The 18,742-nt window shown below is 39.4% G+C and carries 23 protein-coding genes and 1 other RNA gene; 10 read left to right on the top strand and 14 right to left on the bottom strand.

The window, feature by feature from the left end; genetic code table 11:
- Positions 1-91: 91 nt before the first annotated feature.
- Both DV417_RS05745 and dinB read right to left on the bottom strand, forming a co-directional pair.
- Positions 92-628: an elongation factor P hydroxylase gene (locus tag DV417_RS05745; protein ID WP_118879037.1), complete on the bottom strand. Its 537-nt coding sequence runs from the start codon at positions 626-628 to the stop codon at positions 92-94.
- Positions 629-660: 32 nt separating this feature from the next.
- The gene (gene dinB / locus DV417_RS05740) at positions 661-1,728 is read right to left on the bottom strand and encodes a DNA polymerase IV (protein ID WP_118879036.1); all 1,068 of its coding nucleotides are present in this window, start codon (positions 1,726-1,728) and stop codon (positions 661-663) included.
- Positions 1,729-1,903: 175 nt separating this feature from the next.
- Between dinB and ssrA the strand changes: the two genes are divergently transcribed.
- Positions 1,904-2,269: a transfer-messenger RNA gene (gene ssrA, locus DV417_RS05735) on the top strand.
- A gap of 163 nt (positions 2,270-2,432) precedes the next feature.
- Positions 2,433-2,813: a pyrimidine dimer DNA glycosylase/endonuclease V gene (locus tag DV417_RS05730; protein WP_005638006.1), complete on the top strand. Its 381-nt coding sequence runs from the start codon at positions 2,433-2,435 to the stop codon at positions 2,811-2,813.
- Positions 2,814-3,029: 216 nt separating this feature from the next.
- Here DV417_RS05730 and hypE read toward each other — a convergent pair whose 3' ends face one another.
- From hypE to DV417_RS05685, 8 genes are all read right to left on the bottom strand, one after another.
- Positions 3,030-4,043, bottom strand: a complete 1,014-nt coding sequence (hypE, locus tag DV417_RS05720; RefSeq protein WP_118879035.1) for a hydrogenase expression/formation protein HypE — start codon at positions 4,041-4,043, stop codon at positions 3,030-3,032.
- 1 nt (position 4,044) lies between these two features.
- Positions 4,045-5,157 (bottom strand): hydrogenase formation protein HypD, encoded by a 1,113-nt coding sequence (gene hypD / locus DV417_RS05715; protein ID WP_118879034.1) that lies wholly within the window; start codon positions 5,155-5,157, stop codon positions 4,045-4,047.
- Between the two features lie 3 nt (positions 5,158-5,160).
- Positions 5,161-5,970, bottom strand: a complete 810-nt coding sequence (gene hypB, locus DV417_RS05710) for a hydrogenase nickel incorporation protein HypB (protein ID WP_005645020.1) — start codon at positions 5,968-5,970, stop codon at positions 5,161-5,163.
- A gap of 147 nt (positions 5,971-6,117) precedes the next feature.
- Complete coding sequence (locus DV417_RS05705) at positions 6,118-6,735, bottom strand: energy-coupling factor ABC transporter ATP-binding protein (protein ID WP_118879033.1); 618 nt, start codon at positions 6,733-6,735, stop codon at positions 6,118-6,120.
- 1 nt (position 6,736) lies between these two features.
- Positions 6,737-7,369 (bottom strand): energy-coupling factor transporter transmembrane component T family protein, encoded by a 633-nt coding sequence (locus tag DV417_RS05700; protein ID WP_118879032.1) that lies wholly within the window; start codon positions 7,367-7,369, stop codon positions 6,737-6,739.
- The gene (cbiM, locus tag DV417_RS05695) at positions 7,369-7,989 is read right to left on the bottom strand and encodes a cobalt transporter CbiM (protein ID WP_118879031.1); all 621 of its coding nucleotides are present in this window, start codon (positions 7,987-7,989) and stop codon (positions 7,369-7,371) included. The genes DV417_RS05700 and cbiM overlap by 1 nt, the downstream gene beginning before the upstream one ends.
- Positions 7,989-8,474 carry a hypothetical protein gene (locus tag DV417_RS05690; protein WP_005642909.1) on the bottom strand — a complete coding sequence of 162 codons (486 nt, stop codon included), beginning with the start codon at positions 8,472-8,474 and terminating at the stop codon, positions 7,989-7,991. Before DV417_RS05690 ends, cbiM begins: the two co-directional genes overlap by 1 nt.
- A 12-nt stretch (positions 8,475-8,486) precedes the next feature.
- Complete coding sequence (locus DV417_RS05685) at positions 8,487-9,170, bottom strand: DUF4198 domain-containing protein (RefSeq protein ID WP_118879030.1); 684 nt, start codon at positions 9,168-9,170, stop codon at positions 8,487-8,489.
- Positions 9,171-9,259: 89 nt separating this feature from the next.
- On the opposite strand from DV417_RS05685, the gene DV417_RS05680 reads away from it, so the two are divergent.
- Positions 9,260-9,667 (top strand): Cd(II)/Pb(II)-responsive transcriptional regulator, encoded by a 408-nt coding sequence (locus DV417_RS05680; protein ID WP_005633867.1) that lies wholly within the window; start codon positions 9,260-9,262, stop codon positions 9,665-9,667.
- Between the two features lie 13 nt (positions 9,668-9,680).
- Here DV417_RS05680 and DV417_RS05675 read toward each other — a convergent pair whose 3' ends face one another.
- Positions 9,681-10,223: a tetratricopeptide repeat protein gene (locus tag DV417_RS05675; protein ID WP_192878553.1), complete on the bottom strand. Its 543-nt coding sequence runs from the start codon at positions 10,221-10,223 to the stop codon at positions 9,681-9,683.
- Entirely contained in the window at positions 10,224-10,940 is a 717-nt protein-coding gene (locus DV417_RS05670) for a YwiC-like family protein (RefSeq protein ID WP_065249631.1), read from the bottom strand. It lies immediately after the preceding gene.
- A gap of 111 nt (positions 10,941-11,051) precedes the next feature.
- Between DV417_RS05670 and DV417_RS05665 the strand changes: the two genes are divergently transcribed.
- Complete coding sequence (locus DV417_RS05665; RefSeq protein WP_118879029.1) at positions 11,052-11,402, top strand: RidA family protein; 351 nt, start codon at positions 11,052-11,054, stop codon at positions 11,400-11,402.
- Between the two features lie 29 nt (positions 11,403-11,431).
- Positions 11,432-11,836 (top strand): Z-ring associated ZapG family protein, encoded by a 405-nt coding sequence (locus DV417_RS05660; protein ID WP_118879028.1) that lies wholly within the window; start codon positions 11,432-11,434, stop codon positions 11,834-11,836.
- A 568-nt stretch (positions 11,837-12,404) separates the two neighbouring features.
- Here the strand turns inward: DV417_RS05660 and DV417_RS05655 are convergent.
- Together DV417_RS05655 and DV417_RS05650 are read right to left on the bottom strand one after the other, a co-directional pair.
- On the bottom strand, positions 12,405-13,415 hold the full coding sequence (locus DV417_RS05655; protein WP_118879027.1) for a phage portal protein: 1,011 nt from the start codon (positions 13,413-13,415) through the stop codon (positions 12,405-12,407).
- A gap of 9 nt (positions 13,416-13,424) precedes the next feature.
- Positions 13,425-15,206 carry a terminase large subunit domain-containing protein gene (locus tag DV417_RS05650; RefSeq protein WP_118879026.1) on the bottom strand — a complete coding sequence of 594 codons (1,782 nt, stop codon included), beginning with the start codon at positions 15,204-15,206 and terminating at the stop codon, positions 13,425-13,427.
- 164 nt (positions 15,207-15,370) lie between these two features.
- Between DV417_RS05650 and DV417_RS05645 the strand changes: the two genes are divergently transcribed.
- The 5 genes from DV417_RS05645 (at position 15,371) to DV417_RS05625 (ending at position 18,742) form a co-directional block, all read left to right on the top strand.
- Positions 15,371-16,198: a GPO family capsid scaffolding protein gene (locus DV417_RS05645; protein ID WP_118879025.1), complete on the top strand. Its 828-nt coding sequence runs from the start codon at positions 15,371-15,373 to the stop codon at positions 16,196-16,198.
- Positions 16,199-16,208: 10 nt separating this feature from the next.
- The gene (locus tag DV417_RS05640) at positions 16,209-17,240 is read left to right on the top strand and encodes a phage major capsid protein, P2 family (RefSeq protein WP_114908579.1); all 1,032 of its coding nucleotides are present in this window, start codon (positions 16,209-16,211) and stop codon (positions 17,238-17,240) included.
- A complete protein-coding gene (locus DV417_RS05635; RefSeq protein ID WP_118879024.1) occupies positions 17,240-17,902 on the top strand; it encodes a phage terminase small subunit in 663 nt (220 codons plus the stop codon). Before DV417_RS05640 ends, DV417_RS05635 begins: the two co-directional genes overlap by 1 nt.
- Positions 17,903-18,026: 124 nt before the next feature.
- The gene (locus DV417_RS05630) at positions 18,027-18,533 is read left to right on the top strand and encodes a head completion/stabilization protein (protein WP_114908577.1); all 507 of its coding nucleotides are present in this window, start codon (positions 18,027-18,029) and stop codon (positions 18,531-18,533) included.
- Entirely contained in the window at positions 18,533-18,742 is a 210-nt protein-coding gene (locus DV417_RS05625) for a tail protein X (RefSeq protein WP_005668467.1), read from the top strand. The genes DV417_RS05630 and DV417_RS05625 overlap by 1 nt, the downstream gene beginning before the upstream one ends.

The following is an 18,742-nucleotide window of genomic DNA, read 5'->3' as shown; positions in this document are numbered from 1 at the left end:
GTAAAATGATTAAAAATTGAACTATTTGATTAGAGGGGAATTAGGGGGATTAAGACTGAAAAAAGTGAGCAATCTTGCTCACTTTTCGCTATTAAATACGCGCGACATCAAACTTCGCCAAATTAATTTCATCTTCTGTGCCATAAAATGCCACTAACGCCTTTCGTAACGTTTCAGCTCGTTTTGGTAAGCCTTTTTCTACATACGTTTTCACTTGCTCATACACGGCTTGTTTAAAAGGCTGTGTATCGCCCGGATTGCCATTCAAATTATCCGCACTGGCAAAATAACGGAAACCTGCTGCTGTCGCCAAAATCCATTCTAATGCTTGAGGTTTAACTTCCACTTTTTCAAAATCACGCTGGCGTTCTTCTGAACGTCCATCTGGCTCATACCAATAACCAAAATCTTCTAGTTTACGGCGTTCTTTGCCTGCCACTAACCAATGGGCAATTTCGTGCAATGCACTGCTATAAAAACCTCTAGCAAAATAAATCGCGTTATAAGGCACGTCATCATTTGCAGGTAAATAAATGGGTTCTTCACCGCCTTTGACTAAGCGAGTGTTGTATTCCTCTTCAAAACATTGATTAAAAATTGCAATAATATCTTCTAATTTATGTTCCATTGTATCGACTCCTAAAAAACCGCGAGATTATATCACCAGAGACTCATTTGTTCTTGTTTATTTTCTTCGGGTAAATTGACATGTAGCCCAATTAAACGAATCGATCGCCCTTTTGCTCGCATAAAAATTTGAGGAAGTAATTGTTGAAAACTCTCCAAAGAAAGTGGCAAACCTGTTTTCTCCAAAGTAGTTACTTGAAAATCTTCAAATTTAAGCTTTACGCCAATTTTACGAAATGAAGATAACGGTATATTACGGCTAACACGTTCAAGGCGACGAATTAGCTCTTGATAAAGATTATTCAATAAGGCTGAAGCTTGCTCAATTGTGTGAATGTTTTCAATCAACGTCTGTTCTACGCCAACTGATTTACGTTCACGATGGGCTTGTACTTCACGATCATCAATTCCATGACTAAAATCCCAAATACGTTTACCCGCTTTACCAAATTCATTTAATAAGACAATTTGATCAAAATTTTGAATGTCAGCGCAAGTTTCTAATCCCATATCGAGTAATCGTTGTGATGTTACTTTACCCACACCAGGAATTTTATTTAAAGATAAGGTTTTAATAAATTCACTGACTTCATTCGGCTTAATCACAAATAGCCCATTAGGTTTATTCATATCCGAGGCAATTTTGGCAAGGAATTTTAAAGGCGCCACACCTGCCGAGGCAGTTAAATTCAACTCATCAAAAATGGCTTGGCGAATTTCTTGTGCGATCCAAGTCGCTGAGCCAAAACATTTTTGGCAGTGTGTGACATCTAAATAAGCTTCATCTAAAGAAAGTGGTTCAATAATATCAGTGTAACGCTGGAAGATTTGATGAATTTGTGCCGAAACTTGTTTATACAACGCCATATTCACGGGCACAAGAATGAGATTAGGACACTTTTTTATGGCTTGAGCGGTTGACATTGCACTATGCAAACCAAATTTTCTCGCCTCATAATTACAAGTTGTTAATACACCACGTTGACGAGAAGAACCACCTACAGCAACAGGCTTTCCCTGCAAATTAGGATTTTCACGAATCTCAATTGATGCGTAAAAACAATCCATATCAATGTGAATAATTTTTTTATCTTGTAGCATAAAAAAAAGTGCGGTTAAATATTTTCTAATATTAATCAAGTAAACAACTGTTTAAATATACATTAAATTTAATAACCTAGCAATTTAATCTTTTATAAATGCCCTTTAACGAAGCAATTCAATCAATCTCGACTTTCCCTACTTTTCTTTTTTTGCTAGACTATGAAAAATTTTTGGGGCTGATTCTGGATTCGACGGGATTAGCGAAGCCCAAGGTGCACGTCGAGGTGCGGTAGGCCTCGTAAATAAACCGCAAAAAAATAGTCGCAAACGACGAACAATACGCTTTAGCAGCTTAATAACCTGCATTTAGCCTTCGCGCCCCAGCTTCCGCTCGTAAGACGGGGATAACGCGGAGTCAAACCAAAACGAGATCGTGTGGAAGCCACCGTTTGAGGATCGAAGCACTAAATTGAATCAAACTAGCTTAAGTTTAGCGTGTCTGTCCGCATGCTTAAGTGAAATTAAAGACGAGACTAAACGTGTAGTGCTGAAGGTAGAGTAATTTCGGACGGGGGTTCAACTCCCCCCAGCTCCACCACCCCTTTATTTTTCCTCTTCTAAGCTTTCAATAAAAGCAATAATTTAGTTTTTCTACTCACCTTAGTTTTAGTAACCGTTACCTTATTATTACCTAGCACATTATTGGTGGAATTAGTCATATTCATTACTCGATGGGATATGAAATAATAAAGAGAGATTTTATGACCAGAATTAACCTTGTTCCTCCTGCTGAACTTTGCGATCAGCATCTATTAGCGGAACATCGCGAGCTAACACGGATTCCAAATGCGGTTGCGAAAGGAAAATTTAGTTTAAAAGGGCAGCCTGAAGATTATAAATTAGGCGAAGGACACGTACGATTTTTCTTTAATAAACTTGCGTTTTTAAAGCAACGTTACGACTTATTGCATGAAGAGTGTCTTGCTCGCGGTTTCAATGTACAGTATTTTTGGGCAGAGGAGCTACCTGATGATCCTAATCTTTGGCAAAATTATTTGCCCACAGAAAATGCTTTAGCATTAAACCGTGAGCGAATTGCATTACGTATGCCTGTAAAGGCTCGATTTACCGCAAGAAAATAAAGCCAATAAAGGGCTTTATATGCCATTGTTTTGGATGAAATATAATCAGCATCTACACCGACCATTGTAGTCTCGATAGTGTGGTAGCCCTCTGTACCATTTGAGAGAAATTGCCAGTGATCGATAAACTACTCTAGCTGTTCTAGGGTATTTTTGCTAAGTTCAGAAATCACTTCACCTATTTAATTTTTCTAAAGTATTGATTTTATCTAATCATTAACAAATTCTTGGCAATGGTTCATTGGTTGGTAAATCTAATAATCGACTTTGTCCAAAAATGCCCACTAAACGCACTTTTTTATCGGTTGTCACTTCACCAATCACAGCCGCATTTTCACCTAATGGATGACGACGAAGTACGGTCAAAATTTCTGGTGTTTTTTCAGCGGAGGCAACAATAACCAATTTCCCTTCATTCGCGAAGTTTAATGCTTCAAGACCAAGTAATTCACAAATTCCGCGCACTTCTTGGCGAATTGGTAAGGCTTGTTCATCAATATTAATGCCTAGCTGTTGCGCCTGTGCAAATTCGTGCAAAACAGCATTGACACCACCACGGGTCGCATCTCGAACCGCTTTTACGCCATCTACTTCACGTAAATTTTCAATCAATGGATACAGCACGGCGCAATCACTATAAAGATCCGTTTGGATACCCAGTTTTTCACGTAAATTTAAGATTGTTGCGCCATGATCCCCAATGGTGCCACTCACAATGATTTTATCGCCTGCTTGAATTTTATGAACGCCCCAATCCAAATTTTGAGGAATAACACCAATTCCACTGGTATTGATAAAAATCTTATCCACTGCACCTTTTTGTACCACTTTTGTATCGCCAGTAACAACTTGAATACCTGCCGCTTTTGCGGTTTCAGCCATTGATTGAATAATTGCTTTAAGATCCGCAAGTGGCAATCCTTCTTCCAAAATAAAACCACAAGATAAATATTTTGGTATCGCACCGCACACAGCCACATCATTTGCCGTACCGCACACCGCTAATTTCCCGATGTTACCACCAGGGAAAAAAATGGGATCAATCACAAAACTATCCGTGCTAAATGACAGTGTTTTGCCTTGCTTTGCTAATTCCGTTAATGGAATTCTTGCCTGATCTTCCCCTTGCGCCAAAATAGGATTCGCAAAGGCTTCAACAAAATAATCTTGGATCAATTTCTGCATGGCAGCACCGCCATTACCGTGCGCCATAGTGATAAATTCGCTCATTTTATTCTCTCCGATATTGATAATAGGCTGCACATGCGCCTTCGGAAGAAACCATTAATGCGCCATAAGCATTATCAGGATTACAACCTGTGCCAAATAATGGGCAATCAGATGGTTTACAACGCCCAGTCAAGACATCACCACAACGAGAATTAGGATCATCCGCCACCTGTTGTGCTTGGCTTTGGAAATAAATTTCGGCATCAAATTCACGATAAGCATCCGTCAATTCCACGCCTGATTGTTCAATTTCCCCCAAGCCACGCCATTCACTGCTTGCTTTAAGCTGGAACACTTCTTGCATTGAACGTTGGGCTAAAGCATTTCCGTGATCATCAACAATGCGTTTATATTGATTTTCAATTTCACAACGGCCATCAACAAATTGCTGCACTAACATCACGATCGCCTGCAAAATATCTAAAGGTTCAAAACCGGTAATCACAAAAGGTTTGTGATATTTATCGACAATCCCTTGATAAGGCGATGAACCAATCACCATACTCACATGCCCTGGCGCAAGAAAACCATCAATTTTGACTTGATCTTGTGCCAGCAAGCTATGTAACGTTGGAATAATCGTGATGTTTTGGCAAACAATCCAGAAATTTTTTGTTCCTAGTTTTTTGGCTTGTTGAAGCGTCACTGCCGTGCTCGGCATTGTGGTTTCAAATCCTAAGGAAAAAAAGATGACTTTTTTATTCGGATTATTTTGTGCAATATTCAATGCATCCAAAGGTGAATACACAATGCGAACATCTGCGCCTTTCGCTTTTGCTTCTAACAGCGAACCTTGGCGACCTTTCACTCGCATTGCATCTCCAAAAGTACAGAAAATGACATCAGGTTTTAGTGCAATTTCAATACAGACATCAATACGCCCCATCGGAAGCACACAGACAGGACAACCTGGGCCATGAATAAATTCGATACTTTTTGGTAATAGCCGATCCAATCCAAATTTAAAAATCGTATGGGTATGCCCGCCACATACTTCCATTAAATACAATGGATTCAGCGCCGTAAAGTGCGGCATTTTTTCCATCAATTTTTCAAGTTGCGCCACTAAACTACGGGCAAGTTCAGGATCGCGAAATTCATCAACAAATCGCATCGATTATCCTTGTTTACGTTGTTGTTCTAGCCAATTTAACCACTCACTGAGACCTTGTTCAGTGGTAGCGGAAAGTTGAATCACTTCAATATTTGGATTCACACGTTTTGCATTGGCAATGCATTGTTCTACATCAAATTTCAAATAAGGTAATAAATCCACTTTATTTAAAATCATTAAACTTGATGCGGCAAACATGTGAGGGTATTTAAGCGGTTTATCTTCGCCTTCTGTCACAGATAAAATCACCACTTTCGCTTTTTCACCAAGATCAAATTCAGATGGACAAACTAAATTTCCCACATTTTCGATAAACATAATGCTGTCAGCTTGTGGTCTTAATTTCACCATAGCTTCGCTAATCATTTGTGCATCTAAATGACAACCTTTGCCTGTATTTACTTGAATAGCTGGCACGCCAGTAGCACGAATACGATCTGCATCATTTTCAGTTTGTTGATCGCCTTCGATTACATAACAAGTGCGGTCATTTTTGAGGGCATTTAGCGTCGTCGTTAACAAGGTGGTTTTGCCAGAACCCGGACTCGATACAAGATTTAAAGCTAAAATATGTTGTTTGGCAAAGAATGCTCGGTTGTGATCCGCGAGTTGATTATTTTTTCCGAGAACATCTTGTTCAATTTTTAACAAACGTTTTTGAGTATCGTCTGCATCGACTGGTTTATTGAAATGAAATGTTGAATGTGAAAAGTTTGGCGTACCTGATTGATGACTTCCTTGATCATCATGTGTATGAGGCAATTCACCAATACGGACTTGCTCTGGATGTCCGCAGCCACAGGTTGTACACATAAATCCTCCGTTTTAATGTGCTTATTTGGGCTGAGGTTTCAAACTGACTTTCAACAGAAATGATGTTTAAAACACTCAAAGCCCTTAGCTTTGTCAACAAATTTGCAACAAGCATAGCACAATCAAAATTCGGCTTTTTGATGAAGATCATAAACTGATAATTTCTGTGGCTAATTCGTTAATAAATCCATGATGATGGGACGAAATCAAAATGGGTAAGGAAAGTTCACGTAAAAGTGCGGTCAATTTTTCAGTATTTTTTCGATCTAATCCATTGGTGGGTTCATCTAATAATAAAATTTTTGGCTGCATCGCTAAAACACCCGCAAGTGCGGTGAAATTTTTCTCACCACCAGATAAGGTATGCACCATACGATCTTTTAAACGTGTGATACCAAGACGTTCTAATTGCTGCTCTGCAATATGATACGCCTGATCTCTAGGCTCATTTTGGTTTAATGGTCCAAAGGCAATATCATCCAATACTGTTGGGCCAAAAAGTTGATCATCGGCATTTTGAAAACAAATACCAATCGTGCCACGAAAGGGTGCGAAATCTTTTTCTTCACGACAAACTTGGCCAAATAATTGAATTTCACCTTTAGTTACGGGAACAAATCCCAACAAAGCAAGAAGTAATGTCGTTTTTCCTGATCCAATTTCCCCTTGTACGAAAAGGCGTTTTTGACCTTCCAAGGTAAAACTCAAATCTTGAATAATCGCTCTACCATTACGTTCTATACAAAGATTATTTACAGCTAACATGTTATTTTTCTCTCTTTTTGCCAAACTGAAAACCACGACATTTTAAAGCCATTTGCGCCGTTTCGGCCTTCAGCAGAGCATGAATCAATAATAAAGCGACACTTTGAGCCGTCACATAAAGGGTTCGGCGATTAAGACCAGGACGGAATCCACGAGCTCTCATAGCAATATCCATTTTTTGACGCAATTCTCCAAGCAGTGCAATGTAACGTACGGTCAGCACAAACAGTTGAATTAATTTTTCCGGCAAAGGCAATTTACCAATGGCTTGAACAAGCACCGCATCATTAATATTCCACAAAAAAAGCCAAAGCGAAATCAACAATAAATGAGTCCGTAAACTTAACTTTTCTGCTAATTCTATGCCTTGAAAATTGAGTTCAATGCCATTTTCTCCAATTTTCCAACTTAATGTCGCCCACATTAAAGCAATAAAAATGATTAAAGCAAACCAACGTTTAAGATAGGGCAAAAAAGATTTTTGACTGAACTGCAGTGAAATAAAAAAGAGAGAAACTGCAAGCACATTAAGGGGGATAAGCCAAGTGAGATCACTCAATCCACTAATGATTAGCCCCCAGATAAACAGATAAATCAACCTAAAGTGCGGTTGAAATAAGCGATGAATTTTCATTAAGAAACATTCTCGGTACGATTCATGACTTCAGGATACATTTTACCAATCAAGGTAATCACCCCTACGCTGATAATACTATCCAAAATAAATACCGGAATATGAGAGACTAGCAAGAGCCAAACAAGATTCAGATAACTTTTTCCACCATCTAACATCAGCACAAAAGAGGCAAGTGCGCCTGCCCCGCCAACGCCAATTACGCCAGATCCAATACCGATTAATAAGCGATCTTTTAAAGCCATGTGAGGTTGTAAACGAGAACGGAAAAGATAATGAGCGATCACCGCTGGCGTCGCCATCACACAAAGATTGACGCCTAACACTGCAAATCCGCCAAAAGAAAAGAAGATGACTTGCAATAAAAGTGCGATGAGGAATGCAGGAAATACAGCCCACCCTAGGAATAAACCAGCCATGCCATTTAAAATTAAATGCACGCTACCAATTCCGACGGGCACATGAATGGTTCCTGCCACAAAAAATGCAGCAGCAAAAAGTGCGGTAAGCGGTAAACGTTCTGATTCTAAACGACGTAACCCTACAGCAATGCCGGCAACAGCAAGCACTGCGCCAGCTAATAAAATAGGCGTATGTAACACGCCTTCAGATAAATGCATTAAATACGTCCTTGTTTAATTTTACGCGCATTACGTAAAGCAATGAGTCCAGCAATACCAACGATATAACCGATTCCGCCTAAAATATCATGCAAATAAATTTTATCTTTTAGATGCGCAATATCTTCACGAAGAAGCATTAAATCTGCACCGCTTTGATTTTCGGCAGATGTATGAGCAGCAACCACTGACGCACGGTGTCCTTCATCGCCTTCCACTACAACTTTTAAGGTTGTATGTGGCACATCAGCAATAGAAAGCTTAAATGCGCCTTGGCGGTCAGTTTTTCCAGTTAAAACGGGATCAGCAACACCAGAACGGAAAACTTCTAAATAAGTTTCAGCTGCTGGGGTCATATCAGAATAATAGGATTTGCCAGAGAGTGTTTGCCCATCATATTGGGCAAACACATAAAGCGCGTGGGCATAAGCATTCGGGAGATAGCAAGCCGCAAAAAGTGCGGTTAAAAAAACAATTTTCTTCATCCCAAATCCATATTATTGCGCATCAAAAGTTAACATATATTCTATAGAGCGACGATCGTAATCCGCATTATTTGTTACTTTTTCCTCAAACTCTGCCCATACTTTGTTGAAGCCTTTAGTTGGCGTAAATTGAGCGATACCTTTTTCATTCGTTAAATTGAACGGTGCATCTTCACTCACGCCCACTTTAATCCCTTGAACCGGTTTACCATTATGTAACACAAGGATAGAAAGTGGTTTGTTCGCTTGTGCTTTTTCTTGAGGAACCAATTCATAAGCTTGTTGATGAGATTTGAAAGATTCAGCATCCCATTTCAAAATCGCTTTACCAAATTTAACAGGATTGGTACTAAATTCTGCCGTTGGTTCTTCACGTTTTGTTTTTTCAACGTATTTACCGCTTGGTAATTTTGACCATACACCATTATCAAAATGAACGAATACTAAATCTGATTTAGGCATAAGATAGGCTTCGCCATTTCTGAATTGGTAATCAACGGCAGTTAATTTTCCTTGCGCATTTAAGGCTTGGATAGATTTAAGTTTAGATTCTGGATAGGTTTCAGTTTGTTCATGTCCAAATTTCACCACGTATTCACCTTTAGCTGAAGCAGGTTCAAGCCAAACATTGTGAGCGTTAGCAACAGACATACCTAAAAGTGCGGTTAATCCCACTACGATTTTTTTTAATTCCATTTTGGATGCTCCTTGTTTGTTTAAGAAAATCTGAACGCATGATAAAATATGAAGTAACTTTAGAGTCAAGTTATTTTTTAAGGTGATTAATGAAAATTGGAGCACTTGCTAAAGCCCTAGGCTGTACCGTAGAAACCATTCGTTATTATGAACAACAAGGTTTAATCCCCCCCCCAAAACGCACTTCAGGCAATTTTCGACAATATAATGAAGAACACTTGCAACGTTTATCATTTATTTGTAACTGCCGAAATTTAGATATTTCATTAAGTGAAATAAAAAGCCTACTGAATTTAGAAAATGCCTCAAAACAACAAGCAGAAGAAATAAATCGTGTGTTAGACAAACATATTAAAGAGGTGGCCACACGAATTCATGAACTCGCCCATTTGCGGATGAAATTAATTGAATTACGTGAAAAAACAGTCTCAAATGATGAAGATCCAATGAAATTGCTATTGCAACATAGTGGCGTGAAATTTGTGCGATTAAAATAACCGCACTTTTAGATTATGGCTGACTAGATAAACGCTGTTTTGCTTCCTTATTGCCTAATTCAGCGGCTTTCTTCAGCCATTCCAATGATTTTTCAGATTGGTTTTGTGAGCGATAAATATTACTTAACATCATCATGGCATCCGTATCTTTAGCTCGAGCTGTACGTTCAAAAAGCTTAATGGCTTGCTCTGTATTTTGTTTGACGTAATCGCCACGCAGATACATAACGCCAAGGTTATTTAGCCCTTTCACGCTGCCCTTCTCTGCCGCTTCGCTAAACCACCAATAAGCCTTTTCGTAGTCTCTCACCGTGCCACGCCCAAGATTATATAACATACCTAGGTTGCTTTGAGCGGTGATATTTCCTTCTAACGCCATCGGATACATGATATCGAAAACAGACATCCATTGCTGTTTATTGACAAAGTCTTGTGCCAAATTCATTCTTGCTTGATCATCCATTTTCGAACTCGCTGTAATATCAACGGTTTTCATTGCACAAATAGGCAAGCTACAAAAAAGTAATACTGTATGAAAAAATAACTTCAGTTTCATTTATAAAGTTGCTGTTAAAAGTAAAATAAAAAACACAGCAGTAATCGCAAATTCTGTTAGTCCAACTTGCATAACAGAAAGCTTTTTAGTGGGCAGATAAACCGCTCGCACTAATCCGGGAACAAAAGCTAATGCTAAAATAAATTGTTGTGAAACAACAAAAATCAGCACACATAATAAGTGAAAAATCACTGACGCCCAAAAATAACGTGGATTTTTTCGCTCACGCATCATGGATTTCACATAAAGTGTTGTTCCAATAAAAAATAATGTTGGATAAATCGCCACCCAAAGTATTTTTTCATCAAAAGTGCGGTCAGAAAAGTAATAAGATCCCATTCCAGCTAGAGCAAAAATTAAGATCCCCGCCAAGTCATTCCATAAGTTACGCTCATCTTTTTTCTTGGTGAAATAAATGTTTACCGCGACAAACGGTAGCATGGCAAACATAAAATACAGCACTTGCCAATTATAAATTAACGCAGGAATCGCAAAAATCACAGCAGCAGCAAAATAAATCACAGACCATTTTTTGTATAACTCAAGATTTTTACCTTTAAATAAATTCAAAAAAGGATAAGTCATCAAATAAAGCGAAAACCATCCTAATAATAAAAATACGTGCGCCCATACAGGATTGGCAAGTAACATGCCGTAAATAAAAGGCACCAATGCCATAACAATAGCGCCATGCTGATTAGAGATAAGTAGTTTCATAATGATTAAATAATTGAGAATAATTATCGTGTATTCTAGCCTAGTAAAGAGGATTTTACAAAGTGGTAAACGCTATTTAGAATAGAAGAAAACACGCCAAAGGAGAACCCTATGACAATTCAACGCATTTTACCCAGCTCACGTTTAAGTGAAATTTCAATTCATAACAACCTCGCCTATTTTGCAGGGCAAGTTCCAGAGCTAACCATCGAGCAAAATGCCTACGAACAAACCAAAGAAGTATTAGGTTTAATTGATAAATTGTTAGCAGAAATTGGCTCCAATAAAAGCAATATTTTAACTGCGCAAATTTTCTTGGCAGACATGCAAGATTATGCACAATTAAATCAAGCTTGGGATGAATGGGTCGATCATGTTAGCCCACCAAGTCGAGCGACAGTCGAAGCTAAATTAGCGGATCCTCATTGGAAAGTTGAAATTGTTATTATTGCAACTTGTTAGTTTTTAAGCCAAATAAACAGGAGAATATTATGGAAAATTGGACAAATGAAATTTGGGTAGCAATTGGTATCGCTTTTATTGTTGGATTATTTATTGGTTACATTATTGTGCGTTTAACCAAAGGATCCGTGAAACATCAAGCTAAAACAGAAGCTGAATTAAAAACAGTTAAAACCCAACTTGATACACAAAAGGCGCAAATCGAAAAACATTTTGCAGAAAGTGCTGAATTATTCAAAACCTTAATTAACGATTATCAAAAACTTTATCGCCACTACGCAACCTCTTCCAATAATTTACTGGGCGAAAAAGATCACAAAGGTTTATTCACCCAACAGTTAATTACTGCAACAGATAAATCTCAAAATGAACAACCAAGAGATTATTCCGAGGGTGCATCGGGTTTGTTTAAAGAAAAGAAAGAAGAAAATTAAAAAAGTGCGGCTAAAAATAGAAATGTTTTTAGCCGTTTTATATAGAAATAATTTATTGTTCTCTTATATCACTCATAAAACCTAGATAAAACAAAACCCCGCGATTAGTTTCGCGGGGTTATGAAAGGGTTAGATGGTGCGACTAGCTAGTTTCTTATCCTTATAAAGATCAAATAATTAGCACAAATCTGTGCAATTTCAAAAATATGATGTTTATTTGATTTACATCAATAAAAATAGGTAAATTTTTTCATTTTTCTGCGTTTGTTTGCGTTAAAAGATCTGAAATAAAGGATCTAAAGGGCGCTATTACTGAAAAGGCTTTGGAAAGGATCTAAATCTGCGTTGAAATCGACATCTTTAGTGTGCGGGCGTGGCGAGGGTTTGACTGCGATTTTTAATACGTAAAATTGGGCGAAAAATCGGGCTGAAATAAGGATTTAAGATTTATCATATTGATTGATTTGATATAATACACTGGGGTAGTGCTAATACTATACAGGACAAAAACAGCTCTTTTGGCAATAAAAAACCCGCATTTCTGCGGGCTGTTTATTTTTGAAAGGATCTAATTTAGCAATTTGTAATCGGAGAACGTGATCACTTCTTCCCCTACCCAACTATTAATCTCTTTCAATCGTTCTTGCAATGGGATTATCTCATTAATAAAAAACACTCGCGTTGCCTTTTCAACGTCACCAAAGCCTCCAGTATTGTTAGGCACAATTCCCATCAGTTGCGGTGGCACACGGTGCGCGGCTAACACATCATCACGGCTTGCATTCTTAATATTTAAGAAATCATCTTTGGCAATAGCATCAGACAGCGGAATAACTTGCATCCCATCTTTCTTCCCATTTGGGATATATACAAATAAATTTTTAAAGTTGCCAGTGCCCTTGGTTTGTCTGATTTGCGTTTTGATTGCTTCAATATCGTCTTGGTTCTGTGTTGGGTCGGTCATGTAAATAATCGAACCCGCATGCGCGCCATTCAGATAATATTTACGGCGGAACAATGTGGCACTTTCATTTAAAAAAGCAGATTGAAGTGCGGCCAAATATTCCGGCACGCCGTAAATCTCTTGGTTAATGTCAGGATTGATAAGTTGCAGCACGGAACCTTTTTTAAATTCATATTCTTCATAGCCAGTCACGATTTGGAAGAATTGACCTTCATCAATACCAACACGCATATATTTTGCTAAAGGCGATCTAAGTGCAATCACATCACCGAATGCATTTTTCACGACTTCAATGAACGCATTGCCAAATACCAAATAATCCTGAACCAGTTTTTCAAGTTGTGTTCTGGATAACAGCGCGGTTGTTTTGCACGTTGAAAGTAAAATGTTTTTCTTCACCGTGATCGCACTGTTGTGATGGGCTGAGGCATTTAAGGCTTTAGCTAAGTAACTTAAATTAATTGGCGGATTGTAATATTTTTCATACATCAACACGCTTTCGAAATAATTCAGTACTTCTGCACGGTCAAGCACTGGAATAGGTTCACCAAAGCTAAATGCCTGTGCTTGATTTCCAGTAGAAAGTGCGGTAGATTTTTTTGTGTTTTTGCTCATTGGGTTATCCTATTCAAAGGTAAATATTGTTGATTTGTTGCTTGATACATCGCCGCCTAAACCATAAGGCACATTTAAAATGCAGTTCATAATTGCCCATGATAAATCGCCGTGGCTTGCATCTTCCGAACGATCCGAAATATAAGTAATTTTCCCTGTGCCAGTAATGCGTTTTTTCACCGTCATAAAACTACTCACGATATCATTATCACCACTATCAAATTTAAGGCGACGTTTCTGAATTAAGTTTTGTGTTTTTAACACCATTTCATTTTTAAGATCGGCGTTATACTCTAGGCCCTGCGCCATTGGATAAAACTTTCTCACTTCCTGATAAACGCCCGACCCCATACCCGTTTTATCAATCACGATACGAGTCACATTGTAATCATCACAAAACTGTTTAATGCGGCTTGCTTGTGTTTCGTAATCCATACCGTGAAAAGTTTGTTTATGTAAAACGCGATAATCGCCCCCTTCCACTTTCGGCGGTGCAACAATCACTAAGGCTGCACGGTCGCCAGTAAAAGCAGGGTCATAACCTAACCAAACTTCTCTATTGCCAAAAGGTCGTTGATAAAATGGCTTGTAATCGTGCCATTCTTCTAAGCTATCCACTTGGCAAAGTTGCAGGTCCGAAAACTTGAAAGCAGAACTGTTGTCATCGGCAAATTGGCACAAAAACAACTGTTCAAATTCTTCTTTGCTGTTTTCTGCGATCAAATCGTCAATATTGAATAGGTTGCACCCACCTTCCATTGCATCATAAATACTTACAATCTGCTTCCATTGACGGTCGGCACAAAGTTTTCCGCTTTTTAAATTCTCGTGCGAAATGTCAATTTCAACTTTGTCCGCCTTGGCCCGATTTTTATTAAATGCTTTTCCAGAGAAAAACGCATAAGCAGGATGTGCAATCGTGGTCGGCGTTGAAAAATAGGTTTGGCGATACATTTTTTGCGCCGCCATACCTGATGCCACTTTTCGCATCACATCAAATTTAGGCACCCAAAACACTTCATCAAAATATAAATTGCCGTGGTAGGATTGAGCCGTAGCGGAGTTCGTGCCAAGGAAAATCAATTCTGCCCCATTTGGAAGTTTGATGGTTTCACCTTTTAAATCTACATCTGCCGTTTGCTTGGCGTAATTCACAATGTACGAGCGAAACTGTAAGGCTTGTTTTTTACTGGCTGATAAGAAAATTTGATTGTGCCCCGTCGTCAAGGCATCAATAAAGGCTTCGTGGGCAAAATAGTAAGTTGCCCCGATTTGTCGGCTTTTTAAAATATTTCTGATTCGGTGTTCTTTCGCCTTGTGCCAAATTCGCTGATAATTAAACATTCCATCAAGAAAGCCATTAATCAGCAATTCTTCTTGTTCCTGATCAATGGCATTGGGTTCGGCTTTCTTGCGGTCGCCCTTGTTGCGGTTCGCCAGTTTAGGATTTAAATCCACTTCATTGCCATCGCCGAAAGAATATTTTTTCACTCTCGCCATGCGTTCCATTTGTCGCCCGAGCAAATCAATTTCTTTGTAATCTGAACCGCTCTTTTCTTCTTTTGCGATGAGCATATTCAATCTTGTCTCTAATGCCAATTCAACCCGACCGACAGGCGCAATATCATCCCATTTTTCTCTGTCTTTCCAACTGGCAATCGTTGATGCAGGAATATCAAGCTGACGAGATATTTCAGCGATTTTATAACCACTGAAATACATCTGCTGTGCTTTACGTTTGATTTCCGCCGTCACTTCGGGGGAAGGTTGATTAATAACTTGTTCGTCCATTCCTAATCCTTTCTATTTACAACCGCATAATAGAAAGGGGGCGAATGTTAGTCTTTCCGCTTACTCTGTGAATCGGCATACAACAAAAGCAACTCATAGACCACCAAAATTAAACCTTTCAGAATAATGGCAATCTTTGAATCAAATCAAACAAAGGATAAGCAATGGCAAAAACTTCAAAATGGTTTGTAGTCGCAACGGAAGGGGCAACTACAGACGGTCGCACAATCAATCGCACTTGGATTGAACAAATGGCGGCAAATTATGACCCTAAAAAATACGGTGCACGCGTTAATCTTGAACACATTAAATGGCGTTATATGTGGAACGATGATCCGCACTCAAAATGCTATGGTGATGTGGTTGGTTTAAAAACGGAAGAAAATGCTGAAGGTAAATTGCAGTTACTGGCTCAAATCGACCCAACAGACGATTTAATCAAACTGAATAAAGACCGTCAAAAAATCTACACCTCTATTGAGTGCGATCCGAATTTTGCCGACACTGGTGAAGCTTACTTAGTTGGTTTAGCTGTAACTGATAATCCAGCAAGCCTTGGCACCGAAATGTTGGTATTTTCTGCCGGTGCAAGCGCAAATCCTCTCAACAACCGTAAAGAAAAAGCCGAAAACCTTTTCACTGCCGCAATTGAAACCGAATTAGAGTTTGAAGAAGTGAAAGAAAAAGGGCTGTCTGTCTTTGCCAAAATCCGCGCATTATTTGCCGACAAAGAAAAAACCGACGATGAACGCTTTGCCGACCAAACGCAAGCCATTGAGCTTTTAGCGGAACAAACCAAAGAAACATTGGAAAAATTGACCGCACTTTCTGCTGATTTAGCAAAACAGCAAACCGAATTAACAGAAGTCAAAGCCACCAATGAAAGCATTCAAGCCAAATTCACCACGCTTGAAAAAGCACCGTCCGCCGACTTCGGCAAACGTCCAATCGTTGCCGGTGAAGGTAAATCCGAATTTTTAACCGATTGCTAAAGGAACAACCATGCGCAACGAAACTAAACAGAAATTTAATGCCTATGTGGCACGTGTCGCCGAATTAAACGGTGTAACAAGTAATGATGTGGCAGAAACATTTACCGTCACCCCAAGCGTAGAACAAAAACTGATTGAAAAAGTGATGTTAAGTTCGAACTTCTTACAATGGATTAATGTTGTTCGTGATCCGTTAATGGAAGCGGAATTAGTCGGTCTTGAAGTGGCTTCCGCGATTGCAAGCACCACAGACACCAACACCAAAGAGCGCGAAACCAAAGACGTTTCCAAAATGACCGGTCGCAAATATAAATGCGAACAAGTCAATTTCGACACGCATATTCCATGGGCAAAACTCGACCAATGGGCGAAACACCCTGACTTCCAGAAAAAATTGGCGAATTTAACGCAAAAAACCATCGCCTTAAACCTCATTATGATGGGGCTAAACGGCACAAGTCGCAGTGAAACCTCCGATTTGTCTTCAAATCCGAAACTGCAAGACGTGAAAAAAGGTTGGCTACAACAATTACGTGACGATATGCCAACACATGTAATGAACGGTGCAAATACTGAGAACAAAATCAAAGTGGGTAAAGGTCAAGCCAAAAACCACGGCTATGAAAACATTGATGCCTTAGTGCTTGATGCCGTCAACACCTTAATTGATGAAGTTTACGCCGATGACACCGAATTGGTGGTTATCTGCGGTCGTGAAATCTTAAACGATAAATACTTCAACATCGTTAACACGGATTTAAAACCGACGGATGACCTTGCAAGCCAAGTGATCATCTCACAAAAACAAATTGGTGGTTTAAAAGCGATTCGCGTCCCATTCTTCCCGAAAAACTCAATCCTGATCACCCGATTGGATAATTTATCCATCTACATTCAGGAAGGGTCAATGCGCCGTTTCATTAAGAACAATCCGAAACGCAACCGTGTAGAAGATTACTTGTCGCAAAACATCGACTACAAAGTCGAAGAATATGGTTGCGCGGCATTAATCGAAAACATCACGTTTGAAGATAAAGAATAATGGCTGAACGCCTTTCACCCGCACAAATTCATCTTCGTACCATTTCCGCTGCTGTGGCTCACGCAGCGGAAACCGAAGATCTAAGCGACTTTACGGAATATGACAAAATGTGCCGTATTCTTGCTCGCCATCGAAAGGATTTAAAAAACATCCAATCGACGGAACGCAAAGCCGCATTTAAAAAGCAAATTTTGCCTGACTATCTACCATGGATTGAAGGGGCGTTATCGGTCGGAAGTGGTAAACAAGATAACGTCTTGATGACATGGTGCGTGTGGGCGATTGACTGTGGCGAATATCACCTTGCGTTACAAATTGCCGATTATGCCGTATTTCATGATTTACGCTTGCCAGAGCCATTTACCCGAACACTTGGCACTTTGTTGGCAGAAGAATTTGCCGACCAAGCCAAAGCCGCACAAGCCGCCAATAAACCGTTTGAAGTGGCTTACTTAGAGCAAGTCCAACGCATCACCGCTGATTGCGATATGCCTGATGAAAGCCGTGCGCGATTATTGCGTGAATTGGGCTTGTTATTGGTTGAAAAGCACCCTGAACAAGCACTGGCATATTTAGAACGTGCTTTGGGTTTAGATCAGAAAATTGGCGTGAAAGGCGATATTAAAAAATTACGTAAGCAATTAAACAAAGCCGATGAATAATCGGTTTTGGTAAAGAGCAAACCACGCAGCCGTCGGGCGGATTAAAAGTGCGGTCAAATTCTGACGGATTTATTGGCCGTACTTAATTTAATCCTCACCCGACTTTTTTTATAAGGGTAAATCAATGAGCGACGGCGCAATATCAGTCAAACTTGCCCCCGATTATGAAATGGGCAAAGTACAGCAACAGTTAAATGATTACGATACCTTAGATGACATTATCAGTAATGATGGTTTCTTCCCCGATATGTCACTTGCTCAATTTCGTAATCAATACCGTGCAGACGGCACCATTACCACACAACGTTTACAAGATGCCTTGATTGAGGGCATGGCAAGCGTCAATGCGGAACTCTCCACGTTTAAAACGCAAAGCAAACGCGACAGTTTAGAACAGATCTCTGCCCCCTATATCAATGGCGAAAGCGTGCTGATTTATCGCTATAAACGTGCGGTAAGTTGCTTGGCACTGGCAAACCTTTATGAACGCTATGCAAGCTACGACAGCACTAACGATGGCGAAAAGAAAATGGCGCAACTCAAAGACAGCATTGATGAATTACGCCGTGATGCTCGCTTTGCGATTAGCGACATATTGGGCAGAAAACGCGTCGATGCGGAGTTAATCTAATGCAAGTTTACGCACAACAAAATGACAATTTAGACGCCATTCTTTATCGACATTTTGGACGAAGTGAAGGCTTGCTCGAAATAACATGCGAACTCAATCCGCATTTAATGGATAAGCCCATTATTCCCATTGGTACCCCAGTCATATTGCCAGATGCCGATACAGAAAAAATCAGTGTAGCAAATGACACAATTCAACTTTGGAGCTGA

The organism is Haemophilus haemolyticus, from assembly GCF_003490935.1.
GTDB classification, from domain to species: Bacteria; Pseudomonadota; Gammaproteobacteria; order Enterobacterales; family Pasteurellaceae; genus Haemophilus; species Haemophilus haemolyticus_M.
This window is presented reverse-complemented; position numbering and strand designations above follow the sequence as displayed.

What these genes read in the sequence shown, in the direction of transcription:
- DV417_RS05745 (WP_118879037.1), bottom strand. Translation starts at nt 628, where the DNA reads ATGGAACATAAATTAGAAGATATTATTGCAATTTTTAATCAATGTTTT.
- dinB (WP_118879036.1), bottom strand. Translation starts at nt 1,728, where the DNA reads ATGCTACAAGATAAAAAAATTATTCACATTGATATGGATTGTTTTTAC.
- DV417_RS05730 (WP_005638006.1), top strand. Translation starts at nt 2,433, where the DNA reads ATGACCAGAATTAACCTTGTTCCTCCTGCTGAACTTTGCGATCAGCAT.
- hypE (WP_118879035.1), bottom strand. Translation starts at nt 4,043, where the DNA reads ATGAGCGAATTTATCACTATGGCGCACGGTAATGGCGGTGCTGCCATG.
- hypD (WP_118879034.1), bottom strand. Translation starts at nt 5,157, where the DNA reads ATGCGATTTGTTGATGAATTTCGCGATCCTGAACTTGCCCGTAGTTTA.
- hypB (WP_005645020.1), bottom strand. Translation starts at nt 5,970, where the DNA reads ATGTGTACAACCTGTGGCTGCGGACATCCAGAGCAAGTCCGTATTGGT.
- DV417_RS05705 (WP_118879033.1), bottom strand. Translation starts at nt 6,735, where the DNA reads ATGTTAGCTGTAAATAATCTTTGTATAGAACGTAATGGTAGAGCGATT.
- DV417_RS05700 (WP_118879032.1), bottom strand. Translation starts at nt 7,369, where the DNA reads ATGAAAATTCATCGCTTATTTCAACCGCACTTTAGGTTGATTTATCTG.
- cbiM (WP_118879031.1), bottom strand. Translation starts at nt 7,989, where the DNA reads ATGCATTTATCTGAAGGCGTGTTACATACGCCTATTTTATTAGCTGGC.
- DV417_RS05690 (WP_005642909.1), bottom strand. Translation starts at nt 8,474, where the DNA reads ATGAAGAAAATTGTTTTTTTAACCGCACTTTTTGCGGCTTGCTATCTC.
- DV417_RS05685 (WP_118879030.1), bottom strand. Translation starts at nt 9,170, where the DNA reads ATGGAATTAAAAAAAATCGTAGTGGGATTAACCGCACTTTTAGGTATG.
- DV417_RS05680 (WP_005633867.1), top strand. Translation starts at nt 9,260, where the DNA reads ATGAAAATTGGAGCACTTGCTAAAGCCCTAGGCTGTACCGTAGAAACC.
- DV417_RS05675 (WP_192878553.1), bottom strand. Translation starts at nt 10,223, where the DNA reads ATGAAACTGAAGTTATTTTTTCATACAGTATTACTTTTTTGTAGCTTG.
- DV417_RS05670 (WP_065249631.1), bottom strand. Translation starts at nt 10,940, where the DNA reads ATGAAACTACTTATCTCTAATCAGCATGGCGCTATTGTTATGGCATTG.
- DV417_RS05665 (WP_118879029.1), top strand. Translation starts at nt 11,052, where the DNA reads ATGACAATTCAACGCATTTTACCCAGCTCACGTTTAAGTGAAATTTCA.
- DV417_RS05660 (WP_118879028.1), top strand. Translation starts at nt 11,432, where the DNA reads ATGGAAAATTGGACAAATGAAATTTGGGTAGCAATTGGTATCGCTTTT.
- DV417_RS05655 (WP_118879027.1), bottom strand. Translation starts at nt 13,415, where the DNA reads ATGAGCAAAAACACAAAAAAATCTACCGCACTTTCTACTGGAAATCAA.
- DV417_RS05650 (WP_118879026.1), bottom strand. Translation starts at nt 15,206, where the DNA reads ATGGACGAACAAGTTATTAATCAACCTTCCCCCGAAGTGACGGCGGAA.
- DV417_RS05645 (WP_118879025.1), top strand. Translation starts at nt 15,371, where the DNA reads ATGGCAAAAACTTCAAAATGGTTTGTAGTCGCAACGGAAGGGGCAACT.
- DV417_RS05640 (WP_114908579.1), top strand. Translation starts at nt 16,209, where the DNA reads ATGCGCAACGAAACTAAACAGAAATTTAATGCCTATGTGGCACGTGTC.
- DV417_RS05635 (WP_118879024.1), top strand. Translation starts at nt 17,240, where the DNA reads ATGGCTGAACGCCTTTCACCCGCACAAATTCATCTTCGTACCATTTCC.
- DV417_RS05630 (WP_114908577.1), top strand. Translation starts at nt 18,027, where the DNA reads ATGAGCGACGGCGCAATATCAGTCAAACTTGCCCCCGATTATGAAATG.
- DV417_RS05625 (WP_005668467.1), top strand. Translation starts at nt 18,533, where the DNA reads ATGCAAGTTTACGCACAACAAAATGACAATTTAGACGCCATTCTTTAT.